Consider the following 22,050-nt stretch of genomic DNA (forward strand, 5'->3'; position numbering starts at 1 on the left):
TTTAAAACTCTTTGAACATTGACCGCACTTTGTATTAGATACTTTAAGTTATATGCATTTCAGATATCTAAAAGCTTAACCTCAGAAAACTCAATTTTCTGGGATATATTTCTGAAATATCTAGCCATTAAAATTCAATTTAATATTTCTACATATATTTCATCCTCAAAGTCCTCAATACTAGAAATATCTAAAACATACTCATCAATTCTTTTAACATGAAAACTAAATACAGAACTAAAACCATACTCGTTACTTTTAAAATACAAAAACAAAACACAAGGTTTACCTGGAAAAACTTTATTCCATTTAACTTTAAAAGCATTAATAAAACAAAATGATTCCTCTTTAGTATTCTTAGATACATAATCTTCAATATATATTTTATTAATAGAAAACTCGTACCCAGAGAAATCTAAAAATTGTTCTTTAATATTATCAATGGTTATATCATCACTATACTCATCACTCCATAAAAAACTAAAAAAAACACATTTATTTATCTCAACAAATCCACTATCTAATATACAAGACAATTCTGTAGATAGACTCTTATGACTATAAACCTCATTAAAAGAGTCTATCATCTTTGAATTCATATAAATCATTTTTTCTCTCCTAAATAATTTAAACCTTTATCTATACCCCTTCTAAAGTCTGGGTTACTTAATAATTCTTGTATATTCTTAGGAGCAACCTTACCATCAGATATTTTTCCAACATAGAATTTATCATCCTTAGGATTATAGTAATATTTTATATTATTTTGATCCTGATAATGAATCTGGCCAGGTCTTTTACCTGGAGAAGGATTTTCAATATCAATTCTTGCTTTTGAACCATTTTCTTTCCAAACTGTTGAACTAAATATTTTTGTACCATTGGCTCCTAACATTGCATTGTTATCAACCGCTTTAGCATTTACAGCATCAACTTTTTCAGGGGAATAAACTTTAGGATCATAATAACGTCCATCTTTACCTTTATAAGCTGTTACCTGCTTACCTGTATTATCTTTAAAGGTATATAAAGGTCTTCCATTTGGAGTAGTTTTAACAGTACGGACTGCATCTGCCGGTAAGCTATTCCAACAGTTATTATGCACCCAAACGCCATCAAGGTCAGAATTCGCTCCTTTAATGAAGTAAGTATGGTCAGTCTCAACTGTCAGGTTATATGCACTTAACTTCTCAGCCTTGATGCTAACACCCTTCACCGTTTGCCAGTGATTATTTTCTGACAATAACTTATAGCCGGCTTTCAGATTTTGTGCATCTACCCATTGGGCGTTTTGAATTTCTCCGTTGTAGTGATGCCCCTCAGAACTCGGTACTAGCTCATCTTGATTTACCCGGGTAAAGAATGGATGAATTTTATTTGAAACAATGGTTTGATGTTTGCCTTGTTCATCAATCACTTCTACATATACCGTAAAATCATACGGATTGTTGTAGTGCGCTTGTACACGCTGATAGGTCATTTGTCCTGTCAGTTCATTTTTCGCATAAACCTTATCACCAATTTTAATAGACGCTATCGGCTTATAACCTTGCTCTGTTTTCACTTCCATGTCACCACGGAAAGAACAAGTTTTGGGTTTAATTTTCGCGACATTAACACTGGAATGGGCTACATCAATCGTGCCATTTTTTAATTTGGCAATAGACTTAGCTATCCCCAATCCCGCACCACTTAGAACCACGCCTCCAGTTGAAACACCTTTCATTTTGCCTTGGCGGTAACCTTGCATTTCTCCCGCGAGTTTTGGATTTTCTTGAAGGGCAAGCGCATAAGCCTCATCCCAATCTTTCAACGAGACCACAACATTATTATAGGTTTTCTCTGGGTTTGAGATAGCTTCCCATAAAGAGACAACGGTATCATCTAAATTAACAACCGCATCCGCTGTTTCTTTAACGCTATCAATTTGACCCTGAGCTTCTGCAAGCTCTAGACCTTCTTGATATTCTTTAGCTTTATCCTCATCTCCATTGAATAAAACCTTGGCATACATTTTAATATTTTGCTTACGCTCATCACTAGGATGAACGTCATCAGCCATGCTGTTATTCTCCACTGAATCTTTCGCCGTCTTAGCCGCAATAATCGCCCCATCAGAGCTATCCGATAAAGTACCACCAGCAATACCCGCTGCTACTTGACTTAAAGACGATACAGTACGTTTTTCTTCTTCGCTGAGCTTTTCAGGTGATTTATCATAAAGTGTCGAGGCTAGGAAATGAGCCGCAACCTCACCACCTGCTGCACCTGCCGCGCCCGCAGCAACATTACGGTTGCCCGCATAAGCCTCTACCGCGCCCCAAAGTGCATGAGCTGTCAAATTGAGCGCGGTATTCACATTGCCTTTTGCATCTGTTGTCGCTTTCTTAATTTGATTATTCACCGCAGGTGATAATCCTGAAGCCACCACTTCCGCTGCCGGTCTGCCGGCTAAAGCGGTGCTGATAACATTTAATGCTGAATCAATGATAAGACGTTGACTTCCACCCGTTTCCCATTCTTTGTTGTGCTAGATTGGCTGCATTAGAAAAAGTAGAACGAGCTTACGATAAGTTAAATGTAAAATTATAAGGTTTGCTTAACATAAGCATCTTTGAAAATACAAAAGTACGGTCAATTTTTAAGAGGTTTTAAAACTCTTTGAAGATTGACCGCACTTTAGCTCTATCAAACCGTCTAAAACGTTTTACAAAAATTTACTTATATCTCCATTTATTGGAATTACAATGTCTAAAGGTGGATCTCTAGAAACAACCTGAGCTAAATACCCAATACCAAGAATAAAAACTCTTGTTGATAAAGCAGAAATATCATCTAATTTATCTAGCGCTAATAGCAAATTAGTTTTAAATACTGGAACATCGTTTATATCTGCTAAAACATAAACATTTTGGTTAATTATTTTCTTTTCAATTAATTCAATTAACCTATCAAGATTCAATATTTTTATTTTCTTACTATCTTTATCTATACTTCCATATTCAAATGGATATGTATAAAACTCTTTTAGAACTTGCTCCTTTTCATCTTCAGACAGAAGGTGGAAATTCTCCGACAAAGCCTCTTTACATTCATCAAATAATGTCATATGAATCCTTATTTATTTAATTGTTTAAGATATCGATTAAAATCATCTTTATTTCCATTAAATGGGATTACCTCCTTAATAGCCTTATCACTTTTTCCTTTAGTGTAGTCAAAAACATTAATATGCATTCCTTTCTTTGGATCATAATCTAATCGCCACCCTTTCTTCCCATCAGATGATATTCTACCTACAACTTTTCCATATCCATCACTAACAGCTAAAGTTCCTATGAATGGCTTAGAATCTATCCCAAGATCTCCAACTTTAGTTAAAGCTAAATTTCTTGCTGCTTCCCAACTATGCTGTTTCGGCAATGTGACTTCTACTCCAAAATGATCTAAAGTCTCAAATCTATTTTTAGATTTTTGAATAACTATAACATCATTTCCACTGTGATCTTTAAATTGATATGTCTTATATCCATCAATATCTTTTACTCGTTTAGCTCCATCAGGTAAAGCATGCCAACAATCATTATGCACCCAAACGCCATCAAGGTCAGAATTCGCTCCTTTAATGAAGTAAGTATGGTCAGTCTCAACTGTCAGGTTATACGCACTTAACTTCTCAGCCTTGATAGTGACACCTTTCACCGTTTGCCAGTGATTATTTTCTGATAATAACTTATAGCCGGCTTTCAGATTTTGTGCATCTACCCACTGAGCGTTTTGGATTTCTCCGTTGTAGTGATGCCCCTCAGAACTCGGTACTAGCTCACCTTGATTTACCTGGGTAAAGAATGGATGAATTTTGTTTGAAACAAGGGTTTGCTGTTTGCCTTGTTCATCAATCACTTCTACATATACCGTAAAATCATACGGATTGTTGTAGTGCGCTTGTACACGCTGATAGGTCATTTGTCCTGTCAGTTCATTTTTCGCATAAACCTTATCTCTGACCTTAATAGACGCTATCGGCTTGTAACCTTGCTCCGTTTTCACTTCCATGTCACCACGGAAAGAACAAGTTTTGGGTTTAATTTTCGCAACATTAACACTGGAATGGGCTACATCAATCGTGCCATTTTTTAATTTGGCAATAGACTTAGCTATCCCCAATCCCGCACCACTCAGAACCACGCCTCCAGTTGAAACACCTTTCATTTTACCTTGGCGGTAACCTTGCATTTCTCCCGCGAGTTTGGGATTCTCTTGAAGGGCAATCGCATAAGCCTCATCCCAATCTTTCAACGAGACCACAACATTATTATAGGTTTTCTTTGGATTTGAGATTGCTTCCCATAAAGACACAACAGTATCATCTAAATTGACAACCGCATCTGCTGTTTCCTTAACACTATCAAGTTGCCCTTGAGCTTCTGCAATCTCTAGGCCTTCTTGATATTCTTTAGCTTTATCTTCATCTCCATTGAATAAAACCTTGGCATACATTTCAATGTTTTGCTTACGCTCATCACTAGGATGAACGTCATCAGCCATGCTGTTATTCTCCACTGAATCTTTCGCTGTTTTAGCTGCAATAATTGCCCCATCAGAACTATCTGATAAAGTACCACCAACAATACCTGCTGCTACTTGGCTTAAAGACGATACAGTACGTTTTTCTTCTTCACTGAGCTTTTCAGGTGATTTATCATAAAGTGTCGAGGCAAGGAAATGAGCCGCCGCCTCTCCGCCCGCTGCACCTGCCGCACCCGCAGCAACATTACGATTGCCCGCATAAGCCTCTACCGCTCCCCAAAGTGCATGAGCAGTCAAATTGAGCGCGGTATTCACATTGCCTTTTGCATCTGTTGTCGCTTTCTTAATTTGATTATTCACTGCAGGTGATAATCCTGAAGCCACCACTTCCGCTGCCGGTCTGCCGGCTAAAGCGGTGCTGATAACATTTAATGCTGAATCAATGACAAGGCGTTGACTTCCACCTGTTTCCCATTCTTTAGCTTTGCGACTCGCTGTCTCAAAATTATCTCGTGCTTGTTTGACTAAAGCGCGGTTAGTTTCGTTGTTGTTTTCTGCCTTGGCTTTTTCTGCTTCTTCTAACGCAATTGCGGCTTCATGACGCTTCGCTTTCGCTTCTTCGCCAAATTTATTAGCAAGCAAACTTCCTGCTTCCACGACATTCTGTCCAAATTTCTCTGTTACCTCACGTTGGAAATCAAGTTCTTTTTGAACATCATCTTTATTAAAACGATTCTCTAATTTACCACTTTGACTTGGTGCACTCTCTGTAGTGATATCGGTTTTTATCACCGCAATCTCTTCTTGTACCGTTTTACCTGTACGTTTTAACTGCTCTGCTTCATCTTTAATAATGATATTTTGTGTATTAATACCACTTTTTGTTGTGCTAGATTGACTATCAGAATCTTTACCATAGCCCATGCCATAAGAAAATTGGAGAGACTCCTTGCCTTCAGCCAATTTCTTGGTGTTCTCTTGTCCATCTACTCCTTTAGAATTAACAGTTGTGTTGCCATTTTTATCGGTATAAAGCAGATTACCATCTTTATCCGTAGCTTGTTTTGTACTTTGAGCTGCACCATTTTCGCCAAATGGTGTTTCAAAGTTAGCTGACACACTGCCACTTACACCAAAACTGCTGCCACTATGGTTTGAGTGATTCTCAATATCTGAATGAGTAAGGCTGCCGATACTAAAATGGTTTTTACCATCTGCTTCTGCTTTTTGTGTAGAGGTAATCAATGCACCTTTAAGATCGGTATGCTTATTAACATTAATATCATAACCTTCATCTCCGGCATAAATTCCTGCTTGTTCATTGATGCTGGCGTGGTCGGCATTGATTTTCGATTTATTGAAACTGCCTCCAACGGATGCGCCATACCCCACTGTCACACTACCACTTGCATTCATTTGTTTACCATAGTAGCGAGATTTATCTTGCAAACTTTCTATATTCAAGTTTTCAGCATTAAGTTCTACTCGTTTGCCTTTTACTTGGCTACCAATAATATTGGCATCACCACCTGCATGAATCACAGTTTTACTTTGACTATCACCTACATGGCTAGCAACATAAGTAGTTTCATCACCATTGCCGTAACCTTTTCCGTAATTACCGCCTAAAGTAACCCCAGCAGCCTCACTATTACTCACTTTAATGGCTACCCCTGCATTAAAACCACGCGATTTATTCGTGCTACGTTCTTGGTGGTTTTGTTCTGTGGCTTTAATATTGACTTGGTTATCTGCAATCAATGTTGTGCCTTGTTTGCCTGAGATATCCGAACCTTTAATATTAATGTCAGAATTCTTTCCTGCACCCGTTGCCACAATATTCACCTTGCCGCCTGCATTAACTTGAGATTTGGCTGCGGTTTTTCCTTCAGTATGCGTACGTGATTCGCTCTTTTGTTGGCCGTAAGTGATTTGTGCCCCTACTACGGAATCCACATCGCTATTACTCATTGCTTTTTGAATAGAGTCGCTAGCTTTCATTACGCTATCAGCTGCACGATAAGCATCAAAACCAGCATTAGCTGCTGCCATAGCATTTACACGATCATGCTTACTCTCACCTACTTGTCGAGTTGATTGCACCACGCCTTGTACTGCTTGAACAGCAGAAATAACAGGAGAGGTAATAGCAATCGTTAAACCTTTTTGCTCAAATTTTTGTTTGGTATTGGTTTCATATTTGTCATCTGCAGCTTTAATATCGACTTTTTTCGCCAGAATATTCACATCGCCGTCTTTGATTGCACTCACCTTACTAGCGGTCTGAGTATAAGTGTTTTCTGCAATCATCGTAGTATTACCGTTCAAGCTACCTACTTGGCTACCTTGTGCATAAAGCTTAGTCTGATCACTTTCTGTGGTTTGTTTTTGAGAACCAAAGGTTACTCCAATACCACCTCCCAACATGCCTGATTTTTTCTTGCTGTAATAATCATCAGAGTAGACTCGGTTCTCAGCCTCACGAATATCAATATTTTTGGCCTTCACCGTCAAACCATTACCAGCTGCCACATTTGAGCCCTGAATAGTGACATTACCATTATTTGAATGAAGATTAATTTTATCTGCATCTAAATTTGAGGCTTCTGCTGTATCATAATTATGTTTATGTCTATAAACTTCTGTCGTTGAGCTTGTTAAACCTCTAGATTTACCTTTTGAGGCACTCGATAACTGCTCTTTATAACGCGCTTCTTGAACATTGATATTACCGTCAGAAAGTACATTCATGGTGCCATTACTGGTTACAGAAACGCCTCGCATTTCAACCGCACTTTTACCCACAGCATCAAGATTTCCAGTGACATTTAACTGACTGCCAACTTCTTGTTTTTGATCAAGCTTGTAATAATTATCAGCGTTAGAGACATAATGTTCTTTGTTTTGGGTTTCAATCGTGTCAAGATTTAATTTATCACCCGCTTGCAATGCCGCATCACCTTTAATATTAAAGTTAGCGCCTTTTACTGTGATATTTTCCGTTGCCATTAAAAGAGCAGTGCCTTTTTGCCCCTTATCAGCTGCATCTTTTCTACCCACATTAATTGAGGCTTGCTGAACAAGGGATTTGCGGTAAAAATTGCCAGTATCCTCGGTTTCACTCGTGCGGCTTTCTATATTAATGTTTTTAGCTTGAGCCACTAAACGCTCTTCTGCATTGAGTTCTCCACCGAGATTATTAAGAGTTTCTTTCGCTTTTAAGTAAAGCTCACGCCCTTGCAATTTTCCGCCTAGGTTTTCTATATTATTTGCCGCCAAATGGGTCAAATTACGCCCCGAAATAACTCCACTGTTTTGAATGTCGCCTTGAATATTGACAATTACATCGTTGGCTGAAATCACTGCGCCTCGACTATCAATATCTGCATTACGGCTCACTACATAAACCTGTGGTGCAAGTACTTCTTTTTTCGAACCATCTTTTAACGTTACTTCACGTTTTACCATCCATACCATATCTGAGGTGAGTTGTTTCATCTGCTCAGCCGTTAATGCCACGCCAGGGATCAAATTAAGTTTCTTCGCATATTGCGCACCATTATCCATCAAGGCTTTATACTGTTCATAATCAGATAAGTAACCTTGAAGGAAACGTCTGCCCGTGAGTTGATTGATTTGCTCATTTACTAAACGCTGTTCATAAAAACCGTCACCCAAACGCTTCAGAATATTTTTCGGATCGCTATGAATCTGTTTAAACATATAATCAGAACTTAGCCATTTAGATTTCTGAATAAAACGTGGATCAGTTTCCACTAGGTATTGACTAGATAGCACTGGGTTAATTTTGTAAAGGCTTGCCTGTGGCAATGAAATATCTGGTAAATGCGTTTTGATATCAAGGTTATCTTTATTTTTCATCACTCCAGACGTGATTGCTTCCAGGTTAACGCGGTGAACATTTAAATCTGTATTTAAAGGTGTTTTCTCCGCTAATGAAATGCCTTGGAAATCTGATTTATCCCCAACAGTTGTGCCAGTAGACTCCACCGGCTCACCTATTTTTAAAAGTTCCAGCCCAAATTTAAACGGTTCGACAGGTAATAGGCGGTCGATTTTTTGTTTATTTCGTCCATACACAGCCCAAACTTTTTTACCTCTCACACCATGATAACGATGTTCTTTTTTAATATCTGTTTTCAAACCGATATCTCGACGATGAATTTCACCATCAACATCAATATTATCAAGTTTTAGTGATCCTTGGCTTACTGTACTGACGGATTCCTTAATCGCTTTATCCGCTAAATATAAGGTGTCACCAATCACAATTCGGGAGTGTTTATTCGTATACTCCCCCCCTTCCAAATGTAAAGACTGCCCAATAAGCAATTTACCTGGATCTTGGTGTTCAATGGTATTTGTATCTGTGGTTCGAATGTAATCTTGTTTCAGCCAATTTTGAGCTGCCACAGCTTTACGTCCATCATTGAAACGAAAATATTGATTGCTATTATGACGACTATTATTAACATGATCTAAATAGCCCTCACCTTTTTCTCCTTCATTACTATAATAAGTCGCACTGCTATCAAACGGGGAATACGTAACAAAATGATTTTTAGTATATTTATGTCCTAACCTTAAATGTAAATCGTGGTTTAGCAGACGATGGGTTTTAATCCAACCACTTCCTAAAGCTTCAATGGTTGCACTACCGTTATCAATACTATTTGCGTAACCAGTTGCTTGATTATTTTCATTTAACTGTCCACCAATATAGATATTACCTAAACTCATAATAAGTGAATGGTTACGGTTTACTAAATTACCGACACCTAAATCAAGTCTCTCACGAGCAGCAATTGTCGCCGCTGTTCCGTCAGCATTCTCAAGGTTATTTAAATTGTTTGCTTGAATTGCAAGGTGTCCTCCATAAATACGTGCCGTACCAATGTTATTTACATCATTGGCTTTAATCACTGTGGTATCGCCATCAATTAAGCCAAAGTTATTTAGCTTATTAGTTTGAATACGTGTATTTATTGAAGAAATTTCTGCATTAGCACTATTTTGAATAGTAGATCCTTCAACTGATGCTGAATTACCTACCACAAGGTTGGAGTTATTAACAAAATCACCTTTTGTTTTAAAAGTAAGATTATTACCTACACCAAAGGCTTTATTTAGGGTAAAGCTATCATTTAACTCAATACCCAAATCTCCTTTTGTACTAATTGACCCCTCATCAACTAATGTTTTAGCTTGCAATGTCGTTCCAATCACTGATTCAATTGTCCCTAGTGCATTATTTACAACTAAGGTCAAATCTGGATTTACAATATCAACTCGACCAGTTGATAAAATCTCACCTTTTTGATTATCAAGAGATTGATTAACTGTAATATTTGCTGATTTTCCTGCATAAATACCACCAGATTGGTTTTCAATATGCTCTGCATCCATTACTAAATTAGCTGTTTGAATACCTTGAGTAGGAGTATCTTGCTTAGCTTTTGTATTTTTATTATTTACATTTGTAACATTTAACACTAAACGATTTGTTGCACTAACCAAAGAGCCTTTATCACCTTCAGCTTGGTTATCAAGTGCGGTCAAATTTAATGTTGAATTCACACTTTGAACAATGCCACCTTTGTTATTTAAATTTGTACCAGATAATGTTAAATCCTGAGATGAAATGACACCTTGTGCATTATTTATTGCAGCTGAAGAAATCGCTGCTGTTTTCGCTGAAATATCACCTTGTGTATTATTTAAATTTTGGGTTTGAATCGTTAAATCAGACTCTCCCTGAATCACTCCTTTAAGGTTATTTAAATCATTTGCAAGCAATATCGCACGAGAAACCGATGAAATAATGCCATCTTGGTTGTGTAAATTTTCTGTTTTTAATGATAGTTCACCTTGGCTATAAACAATACCATGTTGATTATTAAATTGATTAACTGATAAATCTGCGCGATTTCCGGCAATCAATTTTCCATCTTCATTATTAACTTGCTGCGCAGTCAATAAAACTTGACCACCTAACATTTCACCTTTCTGGTTATTTAATGTTGAGGTACTAATATCAAGACTATTTTTTCCAAATAAATAACCAGATTGAGACTCTATATGTCCTGCATTTGTGTTAAGTTTCACACCTTGATTTGACCAAATCACACCTTGATTATTTTGGATTAACGGACTTTGAATAGAGATCAAACCTTCAGCAGCAATCTTCCCTTCAGTATTATCTAACCCTTTTTTCAAATTCAATGAAAAGGCCTCTTTACCACGCTGAACCCAGCTACTCTTCTTATTATTAAGTTGTGCGGTATCTATCGAAAAATGCCCTGCATTTAGGTTAGTATTCTCCGCTAGAATAGCGTTTGGACTGATTAATGTGGTATCCCCCTCACTGTATAATGTTGCTTGCTTCAAATTTAAAGGTGAGTAAGTAGATTGGAAAGCAATACTATCAGCTGTTGATTGACTTTCAGATAAATCAAGGGTATCTGCTTTAGCATTAATTTGACCACTCGCTCGATGCTTAGCTTTAGATGAAATAGACTTTTCAGCTGAGAGTGTAATACTAGCACCTTGGGCACTTTGACTATCTAATGAACGAGTCTCACCTTGTGTAGTTTCTTGAGCAGTTACACCTGCGGCAATTAATGCACCTTTACTAGCCTCAATATTCTTCGCTTGGTAAGCAACATTACCCTTCACTACAGTTTCACCTGTTTGAGTGAGATTATCCTTAGCTTGAACTGAGATCCCACCCTGACGCGAAACAATCGAACCATGTTGTGCCACATTAGCTTGAGAGCGTAATGAAACATTACCTTGCTTAGTTTCAATTTTACCTGTATTTTCAATGGATTTTTTGGCGTTAATATCGGCTTGTTGCGTTGAGCTGATAGTGCCAGTATTGATAACTTTTCCTTGGCTATCAATCTTCACATCACCTGCAGCAGCACCAATATGCCCCGCATTACGTACACCAAGCCCCTGACCATTGTCCACTAAATGAATTTTCTCTGCATACATTCCACCTAACTGACCCACATCTACACTGTAAACTTGAGCTTGGTCATTTGTGCTCTCTAAAGTGCGGTCCGTTTCATTCGTATTTTTATCACCAACATAAACCACTGAATCATTGGTACGGTCAACTTTGTTTTTACCTGTGGTAACCTTAACTTTATTAACCCACACACCACCTTTGATTTCAGCCTTATCTGCAATAATATCGGTGTAATCGGCTTTAGAGGTATCCATCCCCTTTTGACCTACAGAGACCTTACCTCCCTGTACGCGATAGCCTTTCAACTCGCCATTTTCTACTTCTGCTTTACCTGTTGTCAGCGTTGTACGCCCCGCATTAATCACACCACAGCCATCACACTGGATACCACTTGGGTTGGCAATTACCACATCCGCTTTTTTACCCGCCACTTCTACATAACCTTTTAAACGGCTTGGATTCGCTGAGTTCACCTCGTTAAGAATGACTTTCGCTTCACCGCGAGCAAGATTCGGGTTACCTTGCACCCAGCCTGCCATTTGCGTTTGTGCTGCTTTACGAGCATTGTTTAATACAGCCCCTTTCTCCGCCACATCAAATTGCGAATATTGGTTACGCGATACTCCAGCCTGACTTGGTGCTTGAATATTAACTTGTGGAATACCATTACCTGTTTGCAATACTGTCGGCTGTTGATTACCTGGTGCTGATTTATCCGCACGAATAGCCATATCTTCAGCTTGAACTGAAGGTGAAAGGAACACAAAGCCTAATGCTAGCATTAAGCTAAAATGAATAGGGTTGAGTGAGAGTGCGGTTGAAAACAGCCCTGTTTTTTCTTGTTCTGGACTCACATTTTCACTTTGCGCTTTACCTTGAGATTTTGCCAGCTCAGAGACCACCACTAGCTGATTTAATACACGGCTAAAAATCACTTTATAATGACGTTTATTCATTTTGTAATTTCCTTTAAAGTTTTAAATTCTGTTTGATTTTAATCAATTTATTCATCTAAAAGCGTGAGCATTAAAAACGGTAGCTCACATTAAATCCGGTTGTCACATGACTGGTTCTAAATCCTTCCGGTTTTTTAATTGGAACACCCACAAAATAATCATAGTTGATGCCCCATAGTTTGCCACGAAGTCCAATTGCGCCACCCATTAAGCTATCACCAATTTGAAGCTCTTCTTGGCTAGAGTGCACTTTACCTCGGTCAATCCCTAAATAAAGCTCGTGTCCCTTATTCGCAATATCCCAACCAAGCTCATTTCGCCATAACCAACCTTTTTCACCGGAAAGCGATAGCTCACCATCAAATCCGCGTACGGTATAACGACCACCAATACTAAATTTATCTTGTTGTGTTAAAGGTGTGCCGTTCCATTGTCCATTCCAGCTGGTGTTAAAGCGGAAAGGTTGATTGCCGATAGTGAAAGGATAGGTAAAATCAACGCCTGCAGTAAAAATCTGCATGCGGGAAGTTCCTTCACCAAACTCTTCTTCCGGAGCTGGTAGGGATTTATTCCCACCCGTACCACGTTTATAGTTCGCAAACAGTTGTAATACGGTTTCACCAATGTATTGAGTGTGATTAAGTCCCACTTCCCAACCTGCTGTACGACGACGTTGCACTTCAATTTCAGTGTCATTGATGTAGTTATGCGATTTTTTCGTCCATAACGCGGCATTCACATAGGTTTTATAAAGACTTCCACGCGATAATAAACGGCTTAAATTCGCTTTCATTTGCTGGCTTTCGCCCGAATAGGTATAAGACTCAAATGCACCCGCCACCGTTTGGTGATAAGAATATTTTGAACCGGAAAGGGTTAAGAGGTAATTCTTCCAAGGAATAGAATAATAGAGGCTAACATTTTTACTGCCATAATCCTCTTCCGCATCATCGCTATCACGTTTAAAGCTGCGCGTACCGCTGATATAGAACATATCATTAAGTGTTAGCACGTTATCCCAAGAAAACGTGGCTGCCCCCTGTAAACGCCCCGTAGCTTTACTGCCTGAATTATCTAAGCCCAAAGTCAAATGAAAAGGTAAGCTTTGCTTATAAGCAATCACCACATCGGTTTCACCTACCGCATCCGTTGGTACTAGCTCCATATTCGCATCAGCACTCGGTACACGTTTTAAGTTTTCTAAACCTTGTTCAATATTGCGAATATTTAATATATCCCCTTGCGCCATTGGCATGGCAAACCACAAGGTACCACGGGTCGCAAACGGAATCGCACTTTGGTCTTGTAATTGAATACGGCCTACTTTACCTGGAATCACGGTTAACACGAGCATGCCTGAACGTAAATCCTGCGGCTCGACCACCACGCGTGTAGTGACATAACCCAAATCAATTAAGCGATTTTGAATACGACGAAGTAATACATTAATCCCCTCAGAGCCAATACAAGCAGGCAGCGCAAAATCACGCCCAGCATAAGCAGACTTTAATGTCCAAGAAAATTGGCTTGGTTGGATTAATTTAAGGGAAGAGACTGATGGATTTTCTTCAGCTTGATAATCGGTCAGCACCAATTGATTGATAGGAAAACATTGCGCTTCATTCTGCGGAAAGCCTAGAGAGGCTTCTTTTTCACCCTCCAAGCGCACATTCGCGGATTGCGTTTGCTGGGCTAAAATAGCCGCATCCTGTTCCGCTTGTTGCCTCTGTTGTTTGGCATCGATTTGTTTTTCTAAATTGGCATTTGGTGAGCTTGGCGCTGAAAAACCAAAAGGTGAAATAAATAATAAACTAGAAAGAAAAAAGTGTGAGGATTTTTTCATTGTTACCCTAAAGATAAAGTTATTAATAAATTATGGTTGATAAGATATCAAAATCTATTTAAAAAGACTATAAAGTTTACATCAGTAATTTCTGTTATTTTTCATTAGTTTAAATATAAAAAAATCTGCATCAAACTCGAGCTTGATGCAGATAATTTATTTATTGGCTATTAATATAAAATTAATCACCTAATTGAACTGGCTCAACTTTCCAAATTCTCTCTGCGTACTCTTTAATCGTACGGTCAGATGAGAAGAAGCCCATATTCACGATATTTTGAATGGTGCTTTCAATCCATTGGTCGCGTTGTTTGTATTTTTCATCTACGGCTTTTTGAGTTTCTACATAACTACGGAAATCAGCGAAAGCTTGATAATAATCGTGATATTGCAAGCCTTGTAATAGTTGATGATAACGTTGAGGTTCTTCTGGTGAGAATTTACCCTCAATAATTTGATCCACGACTGTGCGTAATTGAGCATCATTTTGATAGTATTCAAATGATCGATACCCTTCTCGACGAAGTTGCTCAACTTGTTCGACAGTGTTACCGAAAATAAAGATGTTATCTTCACCCACGTTTTCCAAGATCTCCACGTTCGCACCGTCAAGTGTACCGAGTGTCAATGCGCCATTTAAGGCAAACTTCATATTACTGGTGCCAGAAGCCTCTGTGCCTGCAAGTGAAATTTGCTCTGAAATATCCGCTGCTGGAATAATTAACTGGGCAAGGCTTACGCTGTAATTTGGAATAAATACAACTTTTAAACGGCCTTTCAAACGCTCATCATTATTGATGACATTAGCAACATCATTAATTAAATGGATTGTTTGTTTCGCTGCATAATAAGCCGAAGCTGCTTTACCTGCTAAAATAAATACGCGCGGTTGCCAATCTTTTTCAGGATGAGCAAGCATTTCATTATAGCGAGCAATAATATGCAATACGTTCAACATTTGACGTTTATATTCGTGAATACGTTTGACTTGAACATCAAATAACGCATGTGGATCAAGTTCAATACCTAATTCGGATTTCACATATTCTGCCAATTTCACTTTGTTCGCAAATTTAATATCTGCAATCGCTTCTTTAAATGCTTTTTCTTGCGTAAATGGTTTAAGTTTTTCGATTTGACTTAAATCACAACGCCATTCTGAACCAATGTATTTATCGAATAAATCTGCTAATTGTGGATTCGCAACAGCTAACCAACGACGAGGGGTAATACCGTTCGTTACATTGGTAAAGCGTTCTGGGAAAATACGAGCAAAATCTGCAAAGGTTGAAGTCACCATTAAATCTGAATGAATTTCGGCAACCCCGTTGATTTTGTGTGAACCCACAACAGATAGCCATCCCATACGCACTTTACGTTGATAACCTTCTTCAATCAGTGAAACACGACGAATAAAATCGTTATCTGTGGTGACGTAAGAACGAACATACTCTAAGAAATGATCATTGATTTCAAAAATCATCTGTAAATGACGTGGCAAGATTTTTGCCATCATTTCCACTGGCCAAGTTTCTAATGCTTCGGACATTAAAGTATGGCAGGTGTAAGAGAAAATGTTACGCGTCATCTCCCAAGCTTTTTTCCATTCAAAACCTTCATCATCCACTAAAATACGCATTAACTCAGGAATCGCTAAAGCTGGGTGGGTATCGTTTAGGTGGATCGCTACTTTATCCGCCAAGTTTTCAAGGCTATCGTGAGTGCGTTTGTGACGGCGTAAAATATCTTGAAGTGATGCAGAGACTAAGAAATACTCTTGACGTAAACGCAATTCTCGACCATTCCAAGTAGAATCATCCGGATAAAGTACACGTGATAAGTTTTTATTTGCTGAATGTTCTTCTAATGCCGCTAAGTGTTCACCGCGGTTAAAATCTGCAAGATTAAATACTTCACCCGCATGAGCAGACCATAAGCGTAATGTTGCCGCAGAATTGTTTTGATAACCCGGAATCATTTGGTCGTAAGCAAGTGCGGTCACTTTTTCGGTATCTTGCCAAATACATTTTTTGCCTTCGAAATGAATGTTTCCACCAAATTCTACGGTAAAGCGTTTAGATGGACGAATGAACTCCCAAGGTGCACCTTTTTCAAGCCATGCATCTGGGCGCTCGACTTGCTGACCATTTTCAATTTTTTGACGGAACATACCATATTCATAACGAATACCGTAACCCATACCCGGTAAACCAAGGGTCGCAATAGAATCCATAAAGCAAGCAGCTAAACGACCTAAACCGCCATTACCCAAGCCAGGATCAACTTCTTTTTCTAAAACTTCTTCTAAGTCCACATTTAATTCAGATAAGGCTTCTTGTGCTAATCCATAAATACCTTCTGCAATCATGGCATTAGAAAGGGTACGTCCAATTAAGAATTCCATTGAAAGGTAGTAAACACGGCGAGCATCTTCTGCTCGAGTTTGGCGAGCTGTGGTAATCCACCCTTCTGTTACTGAGTCACGCACAGCGTGGAGTGTTGCGTTAAGCCAATCGCGTTGGCTCGCTTCACGCGGAGAGCGACCAATTAAAAAAATAAGCTTATAAACAATTGATTTTTTGATTGCCTCAACAGTCATTTGTGGGCGATTGTATAGGAATGGAGAATCAAAATTATCCATTATCATAAGTAAAACCTCGGTTTGAATGTTAAAAAATTATCTATAATAAAAGAGATGTTGATTTAAAAATTCACGCACATTTCAAAAAATCAATCGAAATAGACCGCTCTTTGTATCCGAGAACCTTTATACCTCTAATAAATTCGTTCAAATTTTATGCTTATCTTGTCGAAAAACAAGCATAATCACAGAGCTTGCAACAATAATCTACAAACAGACTTTTGCCCTTAACGTTTATAAATAAAACTACAAGCGTTCATAAAGTGCACGATATTGTTCTGCTGCTTTACGCCAGCTGAAATCTTGTGCCATTGCATTCGCTCGCAATGCTGACCAGACTCTCGGTTTTTGCCAAATATCAAACGCTTGTTGGATACTTCTACGTAAATCTTCAGCGATAGCTTGCTCAAACACAAAACCAGTTGCCGTGCGATCTTTAATATTTTCCGGTGTGCTATCCACCACCGTATCGGCTAACCCCCCCGTTTTACGAACAAGAGGAAGTGTGCCATATTGCAAACCATAAAGTTGTGTTAAGCCACAAGGCTCAAAACGGCTTGGCACTAAAATCACATCACCACCTGCCACTAATAAATGTGACAGTGTTTCATCGTAACCAATTTTGACTGCAACATTTTGTGGATAACGTTCAGCAAGCTCACGAATACCTTGTTCAAAGTGCGGTGCGCCAGAACCTAAAATCATCAACTGGCCGCCTTGTTTTACAATTTCATCCGCACTTTCAATCAATAAATCCACGCCTTTTTGCTCGGTTAAGCGGGTTACCATCACAAATGCCAATGCATTTTCATCTTGCGGTAAATTAAAATAAGCTTGCAGTTCAGCTTTATTCTGTTTTTTACCCGCCATATATTTTAATTTGTAATGATGCTGAATATATTGATCGACATTTGGATGCCAAATATTTTCATCTACCCCATTAAGAATCCCCACTAAACGCCCTTGAGATTTTAAACCAGAAAGTAAACCTTCTAAGCCATAGGCAAATTCAGGTGTTGTAATCTCTTTGGCATACGTCGGGCTCACTGCAGTGCTGGCATCGGAGTAAAATAATCCTGCTTTTAAATAGGAAATCTGCCCAAATAACTCTAAACCATCAACATTAAACATGCCTGCTGGTAAGCCAATTTCAAATAAATGCTGATAATGGAATTGTCCTTGATACGCTAAATTATGGATTGTAAATACAGATTTTGCTGGGCGACCTTTATTAAATAAATAAGCGGCACATAAACCTGCATGCCAATCATGAGCATGAACCACATCTGCACGCCACCAGCTATCTAAACCTGTGGATAATTCAGCGCCAACCCAACCAAGTAAGGCAAAACGTTTATAGTTATCTCCATAATCATGGTAGTAACAATCGTGATATGGATTCCCCTCACGCGCATATAAATGTGGCGCATCAATTAAATAAACGCCCACGCCATTATATTCGCCATAACGCAACACCACATGTCCCGCAAAATTGTCAAATTCAGCCACAACTTGTGTATTAGAAATACCTGCAGAAATCGCTGGATAAGCAGGCAATAAAATACGTGCATCAAGCCCTATTCGATTTTGGGCTTGCGGTAAAGCCCCTAAAACATCAGCTAAACCGCCTGTTTTGAGGAGCGGATAAAATTCTGAGCAAACGTGCAAAACTTTCATTTAATTTTTATTTTCCCTATAAAACATAAATAACGCTCGATCAACTCCCCTCTTTAGAAAATAGGGGAAGAAAGTGCGGTCAAAATTCACCGCACTTTTTTTCATCATTAATCTAAATGCTCTTCAGAGACGACTTCTTCCCCTTCTAATTTTTTCAGCATTTTCGGGGTAACTAAAATAACTTTACTGGTTGAACTAATACGGAAGCGTTTTTTATCTTCTTCCATATTCACACCAATTTCCATGCCATCAGGAATGATACATTCACGGTCGAGAATACAGTTTTTCAATATACAATTCTTACCGATTTTAACTTGTGGCAATACTACGCAATGATCTACTTTTGAGAAAGCATCAATTTTAACGCGATCGAATAGCACGGAATTACTGATAGACGCATCAGTAATCACACAACCACCGCCAATTAAAGAATTATCTACAGGATGAACATTTGAATTTTTGTAGAAGAATTTTGACGGGTAAGCTTGAATTGGATTACCGCGGATTGGCCAACTTTGGTCATAAATATCAAGCTGTGGGTTTTCAGATACTAAATCGATATTAGATTGCCAGAAGCTATCTAATGTACCCACATCACGCCAATAAATTTCACCTTCAGTATTACGTCCCATGCAAGAACGGCTGAAAGGATGCGCATAAAGGGTTTCTTCTGCTAAACATTTTGGTAATACATCTTTACCGAAATCGTGGCTAGTTTGTGGTGTATTGACCTCTCTCTCCAACATTTTGTAAAGATAGTCAGCATCAAACACATAAATCCCCATTGATGCGAGTGAAATATCAGGTTTACCTACCATTGCTGGCGGATCTTTTGGTTTTTCAACAAAGGCTTTAACTTTTAAATTTTCGTTTACCGCCATGACACCAAATTCATGTGCTTCAGAGCGTGGTACTTCAATACAACCTACCGTACATTTTGCACCGCTGTTAACATGATCCATCAACATAACGCTATAGTCTTGTTTGTAAATATGGTCACCCGCTAAGATCAAAACATATTTAGGGCGATAGTGATCACGAATAATCGCCATATTTTGATAAACAGCATCCGCCGTACCACGATACCAAGTTGAATCATCAATTTGTTGACGGGCAGGAAGCATATCAACAAACTCCCCTTTTTCTTGTGGTAAGAAAGACCAACCAGTTTGCAAATGACGAAGTAAAGAGTGTGCCGCGTATTGAGTCACTACCCCAATTCGGTTCAAACCAGAGTTAATACAATTAGAAAGTGCAAAGTCAATAATACGACGGTTACCACCAAAATAAAGGGCGGGTTTTGCACGTTTATCCGTAAGTTCATGCAAGCGTGAACCACGTCCACCCGCAAGAATAAGCACCAAAGTATTTTTAACTAAATCATATTTGTTAAGGTCGCCAGCTTTCATAAGGATCTCCATAGTCTTATAGTTATTCGTCACTCAGCATACAAAAGCCCATTGAACTAAGCTCTGCTTGTTGTATATCGAGGGTTAAATTATGTGTGCCGATTTGAGGTTTCCATTTTCCATCGGGTAAGTAAAAAACCTGCGATTCGGCTTTGGCATTAATCAATAAAAGACAATGCTTATCTAAAACTACTTGTAATGCTTTGGTTTGTTGATTTTGCCAGTCGTCAACTGTCATCTGGTTACCGTGAATGTTAAGCCATTGCACATTGTTACCTGACCACCATTGATTCCGATTTAAACTACCAATTTGCTTACGAACTGCAATCGTTTGCTTAGTAAGTTCAAATAATTCCTTGTTAAAATTTGCCCATTTAAGCCAAGTAATCTCGTTATCTTGGCAGTAGGCATTATTGTTACCATATTGAGTGTTGCCGAACTCATCACCCGCCAAAAGCATAGGTGTGCCATTCGCCAGCAATAAACTCATTAATAATCCGCTTTGTGCAAAAGTGCGGTTATTTTCTACCGCACTTTTTTGCGGTTCAGAAAGGCATTCAGTAGAACCTTCTACCCCATGGTTATAACTGTAATTTTCATTGCGACCATCACTATTTTCTTCGCCATTCGCTTCGTTATGTTTTTGGTTATAACTCACCAAATCTTGCATGACAAAACCATCATGAGCGGTAATAAAATTAAGTGTTGTGTGTGGCAAGCGATCATTTTTCTTAAATAAATCGCTAGAACCTGCAAAGCGTTCCGCAAAGGCACCCACTTCGCCACTTTTCCACAGCCAAAAACGACAAAGATCATCACGAAAACGATCATTCCATTCCGCAAAATAATTTGGGAAATTCCCGACTTGATAACCGTAATGTCCGATATCCCACGGCTCTGCAATCAATTTAATATTTTGTAAACTTGGCTCATTTTTTATGTCAGTAAAAAGCTGAGCTTGCGCATTAAAATCTGGTGTATCACGCCCAAGCACGGAGGCTAAATCAAATCGAAAACCATCAACATGACACTGTTCAGCCCAATAACATAAACAATCTACGACCCATTTTCGCCCAACATCAGAGGATAAATTGAGCATATTGCCGCAGCCTGTCCAATTGATATAACGCCCTTGATCGTTGCGCCAATAGTAAGTTTGATCATCAATACCACGCTGGCAAAATGTTGGGTAAGTTTGCTCTGATTCTGCAGAATGGTTAAATACCACATCTAAAATAACTTCAATGCCCGCTTTGTGAAACGCCTTCACCATCGCTTTAAATTCAGCTAATGGATTATTTGTTGCCGCATATTTGGGTTCCACCGCAAACATGGCTAAGGGATTGTATCCCCAATAATTTTGTAAGCCTCGTGCCTGTAAGTGCGGTTCATTTATATGGAAATTTACAGGCAGCAACTCCACTGCTGTTACGCCTAATTCTTTTAAATAAGCTAAATTGATAGGATGACTTAAGCCCGCATAGGTGCCCCGTAATTCAGCGGGAATCTTGTCGTTAAGTTGACTAAAACCTTTAACGTGCAATTCATACACAATGGTTTCCGCCCAAGGTGTATTGGGTGCTGTTTCATTTTCCCAATCAAAATCTTCTGGAATAATCACCGCTCTTGGCGCAATATGAGCATTATCGCGATGATCATTCATTAAAAACCAAGAACGACTTTCTTCGGTACTTAAATCCGGTTTCCCATTCACCGCTTTCGCATAAGGATCGAGCATTAATTTATTTGGATTGGCATGTTCACCGTGAATGCGGAATCCATATTCTGTCCCAACCTCAACGCCTGCTAAAGCTAAATGCCATACATTATTTGTTCGAACCATAGGAAAGCGCGTTTCCTTATCGCCATCAAACAGGCAAACTTCAACACCACTCGCCGCATCAGAGAACAGTGCAAAATTAGTCACCTTCACGCCATTCTCGGTGAATATTGAATAGCCCATTGGCGCTGGTTTGCCGTTGTTATAAATCGTAAACATA

At 38.8% G+C, this 22,050-nt stretch carries 9 protein-coding genes; all 9 read right to left on the reverse strand.

What is annotated here, in order from left to right:
- Positions 1-134: 134 nt before the first annotated feature.
- Positions 135-608: a hypothetical protein gene (locus KP712_RS03060; RefSeq protein WP_048953547.1), complete on the reverse strand. Its 474-nt coding sequence runs from the start codon at positions 606-608 to the stop codon at positions 135-137.
- Positions 605-2,428, reverse strand: a complete 1,824-nt coding sequence (locus tag KP712_RS03065; protein WP_215770553.1) for a polymorphic toxin-type HINT domain-containing protein — start codon at positions 2,426-2,428, stop codon at positions 605-607. The genes KP712_RS03060 and KP712_RS03065 overlap by 4 nt, the downstream gene beginning before the upstream one ends.
- Positions 2,429-2,707: 279 nt before the next feature.
- Positions 2,708-3,109 (reverse strand): hypothetical protein, encoded by a 402-nt coding sequence (locus tag KP712_RS03070; protein ID WP_111407449.1) that lies wholly within the window; start codon positions 3,107-3,109, stop codon positions 2,708-2,710.
- 8 nt (positions 3,110-3,117) lie between these two features.
- A complete protein-coding gene (locus tag KP712_RS03075) occupies positions 3,118-12,480 on the reverse strand; it encodes a hemagglutinin repeat-containing protein (protein ID WP_215770554.1) in 9,363 nt (3,120 codons plus the stop codon).
- 70 nt (positions 12,481-12,550) lie between these two features.
- The gene (locus KP712_RS03080; protein ID WP_215770555.1) at positions 12,551-14,323 is read right to left on the reverse strand and encodes a ShlB/FhaC/HecB family hemolysin secretion/activation protein; all 1,773 of its coding nucleotides are present in this window, start codon (positions 14,321-14,323) and stop codon (positions 12,551-12,553) included.
- 181 nt (positions 14,324-14,504) lie between these two features.
- Positions 14,505-16,970, reverse strand: a complete 2,466-nt coding sequence (locus KP712_RS03085) for a glycogen/starch/alpha-glucan phosphorylase (RefSeq protein ID WP_215770556.1) — start codon at positions 16,968-16,970, stop codon at positions 14,505-14,507.
- A gap of 240 nt (positions 16,971-17,210) precedes the next feature.
- On the reverse strand, positions 17,211-18,641 hold the full coding sequence (gene glgA, locus KP712_RS03090; protein ID WP_215770557.1) for a glycogen synthase GlgA: 1,431 nt from the start codon (positions 18,639-18,641) through the stop codon (positions 17,211-17,213).
- 107 nt (positions 18,642-18,748) lie between these two features.
- On the reverse strand, positions 18,749-20,050 hold the full coding sequence (glgC, locus tag KP712_RS03095) for a glucose-1-phosphate adenylyltransferase (protein WP_215770558.1): 1,302 nt from the start codon (positions 20,048-20,050) through the stop codon (positions 18,749-18,751).
- A 22-nt stretch (positions 20,051-20,072) separates the two neighbouring features.
- Entirely contained in the window at positions 20,073-22,049 is a 1,977-nt protein-coding gene (glgX, locus tag KP712_RS03100) for a glycogen debranching protein GlgX (protein ID WP_215770559.1), read from the reverse strand.
- Position 22,050: the final 1 nt, after the last annotated feature.

It is taken from the genome of Haemophilus sp. SZY H68, from assembly GCF_018829685.1.
In the GTDB taxonomy this organism is placed as follows: domain Bacteria; phylum Pseudomonadota; class Gammaproteobacteria; order Enterobacterales; family Pasteurellaceae; genus Haemophilus; species Haemophilus haemolyticus_K.

Excerpts from the sequence above, each read along its gene's own strand:
- KP712_RS03075 (WP_215770554.1), bottom strand. The coding sequence starts at position 12,480 with ATGAATAAACGTCATTATAAAGTGATTTTTAGCCGTGTATTAAATCAG.
- glgX (WP_215770559.1), bottom strand. The coding sequence starts at position 22,049 with ATGTTTACGATTTATAACAACGGCAAACCAGCGCCAATGGGCTATTCA.
- KP712_RS03070 (WP_111407449.1), bottom strand. The coding sequence starts at position 3,109 with ATGACATTATTTGATGAATGTAAAGAGGCTTTGTCGGAGAATTTCCAC.
- glgA (WP_215770557.1), bottom strand. The coding sequence starts at position 18,641 with ATGAAAGTTTTGCACGTTTGCTCAGAATTTTATCCGCTCCTCAAAACA.
- KP712_RS03080 (WP_215770555.1), bottom strand. The coding sequence starts at position 14,323 with ATGAAAAAATCCTCACACTTTTTTCTTTCTAGTTTATTATTTATTTCA.
- KP712_RS03085 (WP_215770556.1), bottom strand. The coding sequence starts at position 16,970 with ATGATAATGGATAATTTTGATTCTCCATTCCTATACAATCGCCCACAA.
- KP712_RS03060 (WP_048953547.1), bottom strand. The coding sequence starts at position 608 with ATGATTTATATGAATTCAAAGATGATAGACTCTTTTAATGAGGTTTAT.
- glgC (WP_215770558.1), bottom strand. The coding sequence starts at position 20,050 with ATGAAAGCTGGCGACCTTAACAAATATGATTTAGTTAAAAATACTTTG.